Here is a 12,370-nt window from a genome sequence, read left to right as displayed (position 1 = left end):
ACCCCCCCCAACCCTACCTCCTTGGGGGGGCCCTGCACCCCCTCTCTTGTGGGTGGGCCTTGGGGGTTTTCTCAGGGTCACCTCCCCCCCCTCCCCCCCCCCCCCCCCCCCCCGCCCCCCACATCCGTTAGGAGCGGGTAATGCGGGTCAGATGCGGTTGGTGGAAACCGGCGGCAGGCCGGGTCGGCCGTTGGGCCAGCGGCGAGCGTTGTCCCGCACCCGCCGGAGCCGGCCGAGGACGAGCTCGCGCTCGTCGGCCAGCTGCGACATCCACAGGCTGTCGATCTCCAGGAGGTGGTCGGGCAGCGCTTCGCGCAGCCGTCGCTTTCCTTCCTCCGTGAGAACCGCGAACGAACCGCGGGCGTCGTCGGGACAGGGCTCCCGACGGACCAGTCCGAGGTTCTCGGCGCGGTCGACCAGCCGGGTGATGCCGCCGGTGGTGACGGTCAACTCCCGGGCGAGTGAGGTGAGACGCTGCTTCTCCCCGTGACTACGGGCTAGCCGCAGCAACAGTTCGAACATTGCCATTTGCAGACCACTGCGCTTCAGGGAATGGCGCATCAGATGATCGAGTTCGGCTGCTGCTTCACGCAGCAGGCCGTACGCGGTGATCACGTCGCTTTCCCAGGGTTCGGCGACGGGAGTGGATTCTGCATCGGCGAGCGCTAGGGGCGAGCTAAGCGTAGGCGCGATGGTCATGCGCGGACTCTATTAGCTGACTAGGTCACTTCGCTACACGGGGTGACCTATCGGCTACAGGTCGAGACACGAATGAAGGAATTCCGAGCGTGACCAACCCGCTCCCACGCCGTACCTTCCCCCGCCTGTGGATAACTCCCGAGGCTCCCGGCCGATCTTTGCCAGCCTAGATCTCGACACCCACACCAAGCCACCGGGGGCCCGAATGACCGACCAGGAAGACCCTTCGCCCTACACCCGAAGCTTCTTCGCCGCCGCCATAGTCCTCGGCGCGGTCCTGATCTGCGGCGCCCTGCTCCTGCTCGCAGGCGGCCCGAGCACCGCCGCCAGTACCCCCGATGGCAACAACTCGCCAACCCACAACCAACCTGTCGCCGACGCTCCTGCAGAAGATCCCACCTCTGTTCTTCCTCCGGCCGCAGCGACCGCACCCCCCACAACCTCCCCGGCCGCATCCGAGCCCACCCCAACCAAAGCCCCCTCCGCAGACACCTGGGAAATAAGCCGCCGCGTGGTCGTCCCCCGCTCATCCACCTACGGCCCAGCAACAACAGACCCCGACGGCTTCAGACGAGGCTTCGCCCACAACCCCACCGGCGCGATCTACGCCGCCTACAACGCGATCGCCGCCCTCAACGACCAGCACCAAGCCATCGCCACCGTCCGAAAACTCATGCTCCCCGGCGCAGACACCAACGCCCTCCTCCACACCCTGCAAACCGAAGAACCATCAGAAGCCGCGGTATCCGCCCAACCAGCAGCCTTCCGCATCATCGACGCCACCACAGACCGCGTCACCCTCTCCCTCGCCCTCCCCGTCGAGGACCAGTACATGAGCCTCACCCTCACCCTCGTCTGGCACTCCGACGACTGGCGCGTCATCCCACCCAAACCCGGCGACCAACTGGGCGCCCCCTTCTCCCAGCACCGCGACCTCGACGACTTCATCACCTGGAAGGGCCTCTGATGTGCAGCCCCGTCGACGTCGCCTGCGGCATCAAAGAAGGATTCGCCACCCTCGTCACCAACCAGTTCGACATCCTCGCCACCAAACTCGGTGAGCTCGCCGAGTCCGGTCTGACCGCGGTCTCCACCTTCTGGATCACCAACGACGAAGTCCAGCCCGCCCCCATCGCCACCCACCAAGGCAACACCTGGACCGCCAGCGACCCAGTAGCCCTTCTCCACGGCCACACCATGGCCCTCTCGATCACCGTCTTCGTGATCGCCGTGATCGTCGCCGGCCTCCGCACAGCCTGGGAACAACGCGCCGAACCCCTCCGCGACCTCCTGAAAGCCACCCTCACCCTCGTAGTGGTAGCCGGCGCAGGCACAGCCTTCATCCAGGTCCTGATCGAAATCTCCGACGGCATCGCCCTCGCGGTCATCAAGGAAGCCAAACTCGACGCAGCATCGGACCAGGCCATCGGCAAGGCGCTCTTCCAAGGCATCAGCCTCTCCAAAGCCACCGCCGACCTCCCCTTGGTCGCCACGATGTTCTTCGCAGTAGCCGTCTTCATGGCCTCAGTAGTCCAAGTCATCCTCCTGCTGATCCGCTCAGCCATGCTCGTCCTCCTGGCCGGCACCTTCCCCCTGGCCGCAGCAGCGACCAACACCGAAGTAGGCAAGGCATGGTTCCGCAAGTACTGCGGCTGGGTCCTGGCCTTCGTCGCCTACAAACCAGCAGCCGCCCTCGTCTACGCCGCCGCCTTCAAAATGACCCAGTCCGGCCTCCAACAACAGTCCGGCAACACCCTCGTCAACGCCCTCGGCGGCCTGATGATGATGCTCTTGGCAGTCTTCGCCCTCCCCGCCCTCCTCCGCCTCGTGGTCCCAGTCACCGCCGCCGTAGCCGGCGGCGCCGCAGGCACCGGCGCGACCCTCGCCGACCCCGGCGGCCTAGCCACCGGCGCCATCAACGCTGGCCGCTCAGCCCTAGGCGCCCGCTCCACCGGAGGCGCCCACAGCGGAGGCGCTGCTGGAGGCGGAGGCGGCGGGGCCGGCGGCGGCGCTCTCGGTGCAGCCCTCAGCGGCGCCCCCGGCGGCGCCTTGAAGAGCGCAGCCTCCGGCGCCCTGGGCGCAGGCCTAACAGCCGGCGCCGCCGCAATGACCAGCACCAAAAAAGCCGGCGGCGCCCTATCCGGCGCAGCCGCCCACTCAGCAGGCGAACCAGGCGGAGGAACCCCCACCTCCGGCACGGGCGGCGGCCCAGGCTGGAGCACCCGCCGCCCCAAACCCACCCAATCCTCCAGCCCCGCCCCCACCCCCACCCCCGCAGGCCCCACCGGCAGCGGCCACTGACCCATCCCCAAGGAAGACCTGCACCGGCCGCCGACCTCCACGACCCCGCGCACCACGGAAGATGGCTGCATGCCCCTGGAACGCATCGCCCTGATCTCCGACGTCCACGGCAACCTCACCGCACTGGAGGCCGTGCTCGCCGACATCGAGTCCCGCGGGATCCGGCGGATCTTCAACCTCGGCGACTACGTCGGCAAGGGCCCGCGTGGTCGCGCGGTGATCGACCGCTGCCAGGAGGTCTGCGAGGTGAACATCCTCGGCAACTGGGACGACTTCCTCCCCGACCCCGACCGCACGTACGACAACGAAGCGATGCGCTGGTGGAAGAACGAGCTCCGCGAGGACCAGTGGACCTGGCTGCGCGCCCTCCCGTTCTGCCACGACTTCGTCCTCAGCGGCCGCCAGATCCGCCTCTTCCACGCCTCGGCAGGAACCGTCCACCACCGAGTCCGCTTCGACCACGACGAAAAAGAGTTCCTCGGCATGTTCGAGAACACCGAGGCCACCGGCGACGGCCCGATCCCCACCGTCGTCGGCTACGGCGACACCCACGACGCCTTCTACGAGGTCGACCTGGACCGCACCCTCTTCAACACCGGCAGCGTAGGCAACAGCCTCGGCGAAACCACCCCCGTCTACGTCATCCTCGAAGGCGTCCCAGACTCCCCAACCCCGGCCCCGTTCTCGATCCAGTTCGTCCGAGTCCCGTACGACGCCGCTGCCGAACTGGAAATCGCCCGCACCCTAGGCATGCCCGAACTAGCCGGCTACGAGTCCGAAATCATCCACAACATCTACCGAGGCGACCTTTACAACAACACCACCCCGACCTACCACCGCCCCTGACAACCAACCCCAGCCACAACGGCCCACCACCGAAGCCAAAGGTGTGAAGGGCAATGGCCCACCCCAAGGTGACGCCTGCTGACTTCTCGCCCAAACAGCAAGCCTGTACGTGGTAGTCGACGGAAGTAGGCGAGAAGTCCACAGGTGGCACCTACCCGCACCCAACCGCCGGCCCGCAGCCGGCGCCGCGAGGCTGGAACCACCCGCACCCGACCTACGTGCGTCAACCCCAGCCGGTCAGCCGACAAGCAACCCCAGCCCCAACCGCTCGCCGTACAGACAACCCCAGCCCCAGCCGATCACCCAACAAGCAACCCCAGCCCCCGCCTCTCACGCGACCGACACCCCAGCCCCCACCCTCACCGCACCAGCAAAGCCTCCGACCCCACCGGCACATACCCCGCCGCCAAGAACATCCGCAGCGACGCCGCATTCCCCGGCGTCACCTGCGCCCAAATGTGCGTCCCGGCAGGCACCAACGCCCGAGCAGCCCGCGCCAACCCCCGCCCAACCCCACGCCCCCGAGCCGCAGCATCCACCTCAAGCGCGACCTCCTGCCGCCCAGCCAACCCCAACCCCGTCAGCACAAGCCCACCATCAGACGTAGTGAACGCCCGCACCTCATCCCGATACCGCCGCGCCCGCCGAATCCTCGGATGCGACTCATCCCCGAACGGCGTCAACCCAGCAAGCAACTCCGCCCGCTCAGCCTCGTCCTCCAGCGCAGGCGCCAACAACATCGCATCGATCCCATTCACCTCCCGCCCGGTGAACCGCTCAAGCGCGTGCAGGAACGGCGGATTGAGCGGCGCAGCCAGATCGGTCAGATCGAGGTTCGATGCGACCCACTCCGCCGGTACGTCGGCAGCAACCACCAGATGCCCGGTCAACCCGATCACACACGTGTCCCGAGGCGAAGGCGCCGGGACCACGGTCGTGGTCAGGTCAGGGTCAGGGAAGACGCCGTGCTCGATCCCGCGCAGAATGTCGGCCAGAGTTGTCATCACGAGCCATTCTGGAGCAGAACGGTCCAGGGCCCGGAGCAAGGATCAGGACTCCACCCACCAGCGGAGTCCAGGACACAGGCACGCAGCGGCAGGACGACCAGTCCGGCCGGAGCGAGCCGAGCTCCCGCCGCACCCGGCGGAAGCCAAGCAGCCTCCGCCGTACGGCGGAAGCAGGATGGAGACGACAAGTGCGCAAGCCGCAGCGAGCGACCCTCGACGGGCTGCCCGAGCAGGTGACGATCTACGAGGTCGGGCCGCGGGACGGGCTGCAGAACGAGGACGCGATCGTCGACGTCGCGGTGAAGGCCGAGTTCATCCACCGGCTGGCCGCCGCGGGCCTGACGACGATCGAGACGACGAGCTTCGTGCACCCCAAGTGGGTCCCGCAGCTGGCCGACGCGGCCGAACTGCTGAAGCTGGTCGACCTGCCGGACGGCGTACGGGCTCCGGTGCTGGTCCCGAACGAACGCGGCCTGGACCGCGCTCTCGAGGCGGGTGTCCGCGAGATCGCGATCTTCGCCAGCGCCACCGAGACGTTCGCGCAGAAGAACCTGAACTCGACCCTCGCCGACCAGTTCGCGATGTTCACCCCGACGGTCGAGCGCGCCCTCGCGGCCGGTCTTCAGGTCCGCGGCTACGTCTCGATGTGCTACGGCGACCCCTGGGAGGGCGATGTCCCGACCGCGCAGGTCGTCGAGGTCACCAAGCGCCTCGCCGACCTCGGCTGCCACGAGCTCTCTCTCGGCGACACGATCGGCGTCGCCACCCCCGGCCAGGTCATCGACCTGATCACCGGCCTGGAGCAAGCCGGGGTCACCCCAGACCAGCTCGCCGTCCACTTCCACGACACCTACGGCCAGGCCCTCGCCAACACCCTGACCGCGCTGCGCGCCGGCGTCACCACCGTCGACAGCTCAGCCGGCGGCCTCGGCGGCTGCCCGTACGCCGAGTCCGCCACCGGCAACCTCGCCACCGAAGACCTCGTCTGGCAACTCGACGGCCTCGGCATTCACACCGGTGTGGACCTCGAGGCGCTCGTCGCCACGAGCGTGTGGATGTCCAAGCAACTAGGCAAACCCGCGGCCAGCCGAGTAGTCCAAGCCCTCGCCGGCTGAGATCACCCGGCGGTGTGTGCGAGCCGAGTCATCGGCAGCTGCTGCCGGGTGCGTTCGTCGGCCGGCGTCTCCACGAACATCACCAGATCAGGATGCGCCGGCACCGTCAGCTCGGTGACCGTGAAGTGCAGCTCACCCGCCAGTGGATGCACCACGTGCCGCGGCCGCGGTGCACACTCGGCGACCTCGTGCAGGGACCAGAGCGACGCGAACTCCGGGCTCACCGTGCGCAGCCGCGCCAGATCCGTCTCCCACTCCGGGTCGCCGACGTGTTCGCCGTACGACGAGCGCAAGCGGCCGACCAGGTACGGGACCTCCGTCTCGTAGTTCAGCAACCGTTGTCGCGCGAGCGGTTCGGTGACGATGCACCACAGCAGGTTCTTGTGGATGCACGGCAGCGTGTGCCAGTCGTGGAAGAGGTCGGCGAACGCGTCGTTGGTGCGCAGGATGTCGAAGCGGCGGTTGGTGATCACCGCGGGCAGCGGGTCGAGGGCGGTGACGATCTCGGCCATCACCAGTTCGTTCGCGCAGGCTGTCGTGCGCGGTCTCAAAGGGGTCGCCTCGGCCAGCCGGTACAGGTGTTCGCGTTCGATGTCGCTCAGGCCGAGCGTCGTCGCGACCGCGTCGAGGACCTGGCCGCTGGCGTTGATCGGGCGGCCCTGCTCGAGCCAGGTGTACCAAGTGACGCCGACGCCGGCCAGCTGGGCGAGCTCCTCGCGTCGTAGTCCCGGCGTACGACGGCGGCCGCCCGCGGACAGGCCGACAGCAGCGGGGCTGACCTGGGCGCGTCGCGCCTTCAGGAACTCCCCGAGCTCGGCCCGGCGATCACTCACCAGCAGATCGTCGCACCGACCGCCGACAGTTTCACCGGGATTCCGGCGGCCCCACCGGCGTCCCCCACGTGCTCAGACAGAACGGATGCCCCGCCGGATCGAGGTACACCCGAAAAACCTCCGGCGACGGCTGCAGCACAGTCTTCGTCGCACCAGCCGCCAGCACCTCGACCTCAGCCGCGTCCAGATCAGCGGTCTTGAAGTCGAGATGCGCCTGCTGCGGCACCCGCGGCTCCGGCCACGTCGGCGCGCGGTAGTTCAGATCGCGCTGAAACCCGAGACTGAACGCCTCCAACCGCAGCTCGGCGAACGTCTCCGTCACCACCGCGAGCGAGCCACCACAGACCCGCTGGTAGAACGACGCCAGCGCGACCGGATCCGGACAGTCGAGCATCGTCCCCCAGTACGGCGCGATCACGGTTCGATCGGGCGCGGGATCCGGCGGACCAGGCTCTTGTCGGCGTACTGACCGATCCGGTACGTCGACCAGCCGTCGACCCCGCCGCCGACGACGCCGCCGAGCAGCGGCACCCGCCGGGTCACCGTGATCGCCATCCGCTTGCCGCTGATCCGCGCGATCAGCTCGCCGACGACCTCGCCGGAGACCTGCCGGTCCAGCTCCGGGTCGAAGACCGGCGCGGTCGCGATGCCGAGCGGGGAGGTCGGCAGGTTCGCCTTCTTCAGCCGGTCGGTGACGCCGTCCTCGCCGAGCAGGCAGGTGATCACCGCGGTCCGCACCCGCGGGTCGCCTAGGTCGTAGCCGCGCAGGTGCGCGATCGCCGCGACCATCCGCGCCTGCACGATGGCGAGGCCGGTCAGGTTCGCCGGCAGCGCGACCGGAAGCGTGACCAGCCCGCCGATGCTCGTCACGAAACCCTGTACGCCGGCCAGCCGGATGTGCTGGTCGATCACAGCCTCGATCGCGACCGTGACGTCGTCATCCGACCGGGCCAGCTTGGTCTCGGCGATCTTCTCCGCGCCGGGGAACCGCTGGTACCCGTCGATCGCGATCTCCAGCACCTGCCGGAGGATCCCGGCCGCGGCCTGCGGCGCGAACCGCTGGGCGGCGGGCGCGAGACTGCTGGCGACGAACCTTGCTACTCCGGCCACGGTTCTCCTCGAGGCTTCGGTCGGAACCGCCCACCCGGCCTCCGCGGGCGACGCACCTTCAAGACTACGTGCCGCCCCGGCGCACGCCACTCGGGAACAACCCGGACCGCGCCCTGGCTAGCCTGAGCCGATGAGACTGACAGTGGTCGGCTGCGCGGGCTCCGCGCCTGGTCCCGACTCGGCTGCCTCGAGCTACCTGGTCGAGCAGGACGGGTACCGCCTCCTGCTCGACCTGGGCGCAGGCGCTGCCGGCCCTCTCCTGCGCTACACGTCCGCGGACGAGGTCGACGCGCTGATCCTCTCCCACGCGCACTCCGACCACTGGTCGGACGCGACGCAGTTCGCGTACTACCGGGCCAAGGCGATCCGGGAGGGCTCCGGCTGTGGCCCCCTGCGCGTCTACGGCCCGTCGGACATGCACCCGGTGCTGACCGGCAACCCCGACGACTTCACCAGTACGGTCGCGCAGCCGGGTGATCTCCAGCTCGGCCCGCTGCGGGTCAGGCTCACGCAGGTCGTGCACGGCGAGTGCTGGGCGAGCCGGATCGACGACGTGCTCTGCTACACCGCCGACACCGAGCCGTGTCCGGCAATCGACGAGTTGGCCGCCGGCTGCGGCGTCCTCCTCGCCGAGGCGTCCGGGTACGACGCCGACGGGCCGCTGCGCGGGCATCTGACTGCAGGGGACGCCGGCCGCCTGGCGGCCCGGTCAGGCGCTCGCCTGCTCGTCCTCACCCACCTGAGGTCGTGGCAGGACCACCTGCGTCTCCTCGACGAGGCGTCGCAACTGGCGGGCTGCCCGGTGGTCCTGGCCACCCCCGGCCTCCGCGTCGCGCTCTAGCCAGGGCCGTCCCAGCAGGTCAGGAGCGCTGGCCCAGCCACTGCTCGGCGTCCCAGGCGTGGAAGCGCTCGACCTCCACGAAGCCCAGCTTCGCCGCCAGTCGCATCGACCCCAGGTTGGCGGTCTGCGTGGCCAGCACCACAGGCTGACCCGGAAACGCAGCGTCGAACCAGCCGAGCGCCGCCGCGCAGGCTTCGAACGCGAAGCCCTGACCCCAAGCGGTCGGCAGGAACAAGTACCCGAGATCGGCCTTCCCGCGGGCGGCCGGGCGGTGGTCGTCCGCGGCCCGCCGCAGCTGGACCTGGCCGATCATCGCGCCGTCGCGCTCGACCACGAAGCCGCCCGGGTACTGCCCGGGGATCTCCGGCATCTCCCGCTCGACGTCGGCGCGCGCCCGTGCCCCACCGAGGTAGGTGTTCACCTCCGGCGACACCAGCAACTCGACGAATGCCGCCCGGTCGCGCGCCTCCGACGCGCGGAGCACAAGGCGTCCGGTGCTGATCGGTAGCGGTGGCCAGGCGACGGTTCCCAGGTCGATCACCGGCAGGAATCTACCCAAGCAGCGGTTCGCCACCGAGCGTGCGCGAGGATGGTGGGGTGCCTGTCGAACCGCCTGTCTCCGTCTGGGAGTTCCCGCCGGTCGCGGTGGCCGGGAGCGGGGACGTGGTCGCGGCGGGAGCGGATCTCGAGCCGGGGACCGTGCTGGCGGCGTACCGGCGGGGGCTGTTCCCGATGCCGGACAGTCACGGGCCGTTGCTGTGGTGGTCGCCGCTCGAGCGCGGTGTGATCGAGGTCGCCGGGTTCAGCCCGTCGCGGTCGCTCCGGCGAGCACGGCAGCGGTTCGAGATCCGGGTGAACACCGCGTTCGATGAGGTGATCCGCGCCTGCGCCGATCCGCGCCGCCCGGGGTCGTGGATCGACGCGGACATCATCGCGTCGTACACGCGGCTGCACCGGATGGGCTGGGTGCACTCGGTCGAGGCCTGGGACGGTGACGAACTGGCCGGCGGCCTGTACGGCGTGGCGATCGGCGGGCTGTTCGCGGGCGAGTCGATGTTCCACCACAAGACCGACGGCTCGAAGGCCGCCGTCGCCGGGCTGGTCGAACTGCTCGACGACAAGTACGCCGCCGACCGCGTGCTCGACATCCAGTGGGTCACCGACCACCTCGCGACGCTCGGCGCGACCGAGATCCCGCGCGAGCAGTACGTACGCCGCGTGCAGCGCGCCCTCGAGCTACCTCTCCCGGACGCCTTCGCCTAACCCCAGAAAGCGCGCGTGCTCGGCGATCGCCGCCTCGAAGAGCGCGTCCGCGGGGTCGAACGAGCCGACGTACTGGCCGAACAGCTCGAAGCTGACCAGCCCGAAGATCTGCGCCCAGATCATCCCGGTCCGCAACAGAACCGCCCGCGGTACGCCGGGCGCCGCCGCTTCCAGCACCCCGATCTGCTCAGCCAGTACGCCGGACGGCTCGGCCGCGTCAGCAGGCACCACCAGTACGCCGTCGTCCGCCGCACGCTGCAGCACCCCGAGCAGCGCGTACGCGACCCGCGAAGCAGGCTGGACCGTCGTCTGCGGCGCGCTGTACCCCGGCACGGGTGAGCCGTAGATCAGCGCGTACTCGTGCGGATGCGCCCGCGCCCAGGCCCGCACGGCCCGGCAGGCCGCGAGCCACGCATCCAGCGGATCCTCGACAAGAGCCGCCTTCTCCACCGCCGCGCCGAGCGCGTCGTACGCGTCGATGATCAGCGCGGTCAGCAGGTCGTCACGGCTCGGGAAGTACCGGTAGAGCGCGGACGAGACCATCCCCAGCTCGCGGGAGACCGCGCGCAGCGACAGCCGCTCCGCGCCGTCGGTGGCGAGCTGGCGGCGGGCGGCGTCCTTGATCTCCTGGGTCAGCTCGGCGCGGGCCCGGTCCCTGGCTGTTCGTCCGGCGTTCATGACACCGCAGTCTGCCATGATCACCGCACCAAAGCGAGAGCACTGCTCTTGACTCGGCAGCGAGAAGCGTGTTCACTGGTCACAACAGAGAGCACCGCTCTCGGAACCTGAGGAAGGCCAGACCGCCATGAAGCAGACGTACGACAGCAAGCGCGTGATCACCGCGGGCCACGGCAGCATGCTGGTCTTCAACAAGATCGTCGCCGCGCTGACCAAGGCCGGGATCAGCCTGATGGGCAGCCGGGTCCTGTCGGTCAAGGGCCGCAAGTCCGGCGAGTGGCGCAGCACTCCGGTCAACCTGATGACGCTGGACGGCCAGCCGTACCTGGTCGCGCCGCGCGGTCACGTCCAGTGGGTCAAGAACCTGCGGGCCAACCCCGAGGCCCGTCTCCGGATCGGCCGCAAGACCGAGGTGTACGACGCGGTCGAGCTGGCCGACGCCGACAAGCCCGAGGTGCTGCGGCTCTACCTGAAGAAGTGGGCCTGGGAGGTCGGCGCGTTCTTCGAGGGCGACGTGGACAAGAACTCGTCGCTGGAGACGCTGCTGGCGGTCGCGCCCGGCGTACCGGTCTTCCGGATCACCAAGGATGCCAAGATGGGCCGATGATCACTCCCGAGCAGTTGACCGCGGCGCCGAAGGTGCTGCTGCACGATCACCTGGACGGCGGGCTGCGACCCGCGACGATCGTCGAGCTGGCCCAGGAGATCGGGCACCAGCTGCCGCGCACCGACGCCGGTGAGCTCGGCGAGTGGTTCGTCGAGTCGGCCGACTCCGGCTCGCTGGAGCGCTACCTGGAGACCTTCGACCACACCGTCGCGGTGATGCAGAACGCCGAGGCGATCACGCGGGTGGCGAGCGAGTGCGTGCAGGACCTGGCCGCGGACGGCGTCGTGTACGCCGAGATCCGCTACGCCCCCGAGCAGCACCTGACCGCCGGGCTGTCGCTGGAGCAGGTCGTCGACGCGGTCCGGGTCGGTTTCGAGCACGGGATGGCGAACGCCGAGCGCCCGATCGTCGCCCGCCAGCTGCTGACCGCGATGCGGCACCAGGCCCGCTCGATGGAGATCGCCGAGCTGGCCGTCGCCTACCGCGACGCGGGCGTGGTCGGCTTCGACATCGCCGGCGCGGAAGCGGGCTACCCGCCCACCCGGCACCTGGACGCGTTCGAGTACCTGCAGCGCGAGAACGCGCACTTCACCATCCACGCCGGCGAGGCGTTCGGGCTGCCGTCGATCTGGCAGGCGATCCAGTGGTGCGGCGCCGACCGCCTCGGCCACGGCGTCCGGATCATCGACGACGTCACCGAGAACGCCGACGGCAGCGTCGACCTGGGCCGGCTGGCGGCGTACGTCCGCGACCGCCGGATCCCGCTCGAGATGTGCCCGAGCAGCAACCTGCAGACCGGCGCCGCGACCTCGATCGCCGAGCACCCGATCGGCCTGCTCACCAAGCTCCGCTTCCGCGTCACCGTCAACACCGACAACCGCCTGATGAGCGGCACGTCGATGTCCCGCGAGCTCGCCCTGCTGGCCGAAGCCTTCGACTACGGCCTGGCCGACTTCCGCTGGTTCGCCATCAACGCGATGAAGTCCGCCTTCCTGCCGTTCGACGAACGCCTCGCGATCATCGACGAAACCATCAAGCCCTGGTACGCCAACGAGCTGAAGGTCTGACCG

General features: G+C 69.4%; 15 protein-coding genes. 8 read left to right on the top strand and 7 right to left on the bottom strand.

Annotated elements, in window-relative coordinates; all coding sequences use genetic code 11:
* Window positions 1-147: 147 nt before the first annotated feature.
* A complete protein-coding gene (locus ACZ6Z4_RS26810; RefSeq protein WP_465569715.1) occupies window positions 148-699 on the bottom strand; it encodes a MarR family winged helix-turn-helix transcriptional regulator in 552 nt (183 codons plus the stop codon).
* Between the two features lie 205 nt (window positions 700-904).
* Here ACZ6Z4_RS26810 and ACZ6Z4_RS26805 point away from each other — a divergent pair, with 205 nt between their 5' ends.
* The 3 genes from ACZ6Z4_RS26805 to ACZ6Z4_RS26795 all read left to right on the top strand — a co-directional run bounded on the left by ACZ6Z4_RS26805 (window position 905) and on the right by ACZ6Z4_RS26795 (window position 3,846).
* Window positions 905-1,666 carry a DUF8175 domain-containg protein gene (locus ACZ6Z4_RS26805; RefSeq protein WP_465569713.1) on the top strand — a complete coding sequence of 254 codons (762 nt, stop codon included), beginning with the start codon at window positions 905-907 and terminating at the stop codon, window positions 1,664-1,666.
* Complete coding sequence (locus tag ACZ6Z4_RS26800) at window positions 1,666-3,000, top strand: type IV secretion system protein (RefSeq protein WP_465569711.1); 1,335 nt, start codon at window positions 1,666-1,668, stop codon at window positions 2,998-3,000. Before ACZ6Z4_RS26805 ends, ACZ6Z4_RS26800 begins: the two co-directional genes overlap by 1 nt.
* A 69-nt stretch (window positions 3,001-3,069) precedes the next feature.
* Window positions 3,070-3,846, top strand: a complete 777-nt coding sequence (locus tag ACZ6Z4_RS26795) for a metallophosphoesterase family protein (protein ID WP_465569710.1) — start codon at window positions 3,070-3,072, stop codon at window positions 3,844-3,846.
* Window positions 3,847-4,205: 359 nt separating this feature from the next.
* On the opposite strand, the gene ACZ6Z4_RS26790 is transcribed toward ACZ6Z4_RS26795, so the two are convergent.
* The gene (locus tag ACZ6Z4_RS26790; protein ID WP_465569708.1) at window positions 4,206-4,850 is read right to left on the bottom strand and encodes a GNAT family N-acetyltransferase; all 645 of its coding nucleotides are present in this window, start codon (window positions 4,848-4,850) and stop codon (window positions 4,206-4,208) included.
* Window positions 4,851-5,041: 191 nt separating this feature from the next.
* Here ACZ6Z4_RS26790 and ACZ6Z4_RS26785 point away from each other — a divergent pair, with 191 nt between their 5' ends.
* Window positions 5,042-5,968 carry a hydroxymethylglutaryl-CoA lyase gene (locus ACZ6Z4_RS26785; protein WP_465569706.1) on the top strand — a complete coding sequence of 309 codons (927 nt, stop codon included), beginning with the start codon at window positions 5,042-5,044 and terminating at the stop codon, window positions 5,966-5,968.
* 2 nt (window positions 5,969-5,970) lie between these two features.
* Here ACZ6Z4_RS26785 and ACZ6Z4_RS26780 read toward each other — a convergent pair whose 3' ends face one another.
* The 3 genes from ACZ6Z4_RS26780 to ACZ6Z4_RS26770 are packed head-to-tail and all read right to left on the bottom strand — an operon-like array spanning window position 5,971 to window position 7,911.
* Window positions 5,971-6,801: a helix-turn-helix transcriptional regulator gene (locus ACZ6Z4_RS26780; protein ID WP_465569704.1), complete on the bottom strand. Its 831-nt coding sequence runs from the start codon at window positions 6,799-6,801 to the stop codon at window positions 5,971-5,973.
* A gap of 31 nt (window positions 6,802-6,832) precedes the next feature.
* On the bottom strand, window positions 6,833-7,219 hold the full coding sequence (locus ACZ6Z4_RS26775) for a VOC family protein (RefSeq protein ID WP_465569702.1): 387 nt from the start codon (window positions 7,217-7,219) through the stop codon (window positions 6,833-6,835).
* Complete coding sequence (locus tag ACZ6Z4_RS26770; RefSeq protein WP_465569700.1) at window positions 7,216-7,911, bottom strand: EcsC family protein; 696 nt, start codon at window positions 7,909-7,911, stop codon at window positions 7,216-7,218. The genes ACZ6Z4_RS26775 and ACZ6Z4_RS26770 overlap by 4 nt, the downstream gene beginning before the upstream one ends.
* Before the next feature lie 130 nt (window positions 7,912-8,041).
* On the opposite strand from ACZ6Z4_RS26770, the gene ACZ6Z4_RS26765 reads away from it, so the two are divergent.
* Window positions 8,042-8,752, top strand: a complete 711-nt coding sequence (locus tag ACZ6Z4_RS26765) for an MBL fold metallo-hydrolase (protein ID WP_465569698.1) — start codon at window positions 8,042-8,044, stop codon at window positions 8,750-8,752.
* Between the two features lie 19 nt (window positions 8,753-8,771).
* On the opposite strand, the gene ACZ6Z4_RS26760 is transcribed toward ACZ6Z4_RS26765, so the two are convergent.
* Window positions 8,772-9,293, bottom strand: a complete 522-nt coding sequence (locus ACZ6Z4_RS26760; protein WP_465569696.1) for a GNAT family N-acetyltransferase — start codon at window positions 9,291-9,293, stop codon at window positions 8,772-8,774.
* A 56-nt stretch (window positions 9,294-9,349) separates the two neighbouring features.
* Here ACZ6Z4_RS26760 and aat point away from each other — a divergent pair, with 56 nt between their 5' ends.
* A complete protein-coding gene (aat, locus tag ACZ6Z4_RS26755; protein ID WP_465569694.1) occupies window positions 9,350-10,015 on the top strand; it encodes a leucyl/phenylalanyl-tRNA--protein transferase in 666 nt (221 codons plus the stop codon).
* Here the strand turns inward: aat and ACZ6Z4_RS26750 are convergent.
* On the bottom strand, window positions 9,989-10,693 hold the full coding sequence (locus tag ACZ6Z4_RS26750; protein ID WP_465569692.1) for a TetR/AcrR family transcriptional regulator: 705 nt from the start codon (window positions 10,691-10,693) through the stop codon (window positions 9,989-9,991). The genes aat and ACZ6Z4_RS26750 overlap by 27 nt on opposite strands.
* Before the next feature lie 127 nt (window positions 10,694-10,820).
* Between ACZ6Z4_RS26750 and ACZ6Z4_RS26745 the strand changes: the two genes are divergently transcribed.
* Both ACZ6Z4_RS26745 and ACZ6Z4_RS26740 read left to right on the top strand, forming a co-directional pair.
* Complete coding sequence (locus ACZ6Z4_RS26745; protein ID WP_465569689.1) at window positions 10,821-11,300, top strand: nitroreductase family deazaflavin-dependent oxidoreductase; 480 nt, start codon at window positions 10,821-10,823, stop codon at window positions 11,298-11,300.
* Window positions 11,297-12,367, top strand: a complete 1,071-nt coding sequence (locus ACZ6Z4_RS26740; RefSeq protein WP_465569687.1) for an adenosine deaminase — start codon at window positions 11,297-11,299, stop codon at window positions 12,365-12,367. The genes ACZ6Z4_RS26745 and ACZ6Z4_RS26740 overlap by 4 nt, the downstream gene beginning before the upstream one ends.
* The last annotated feature ends 3 nt before the right edge of the window (window positions 12,368-12,370 follow it).

The organism is Kribbella sp. NPDC104740, assembly GCF_055583505.1.
Note: the sequence above shows the minus strand (reverse complement) of the source record. Positions and strands in the feature narration are given on the sequence as shown.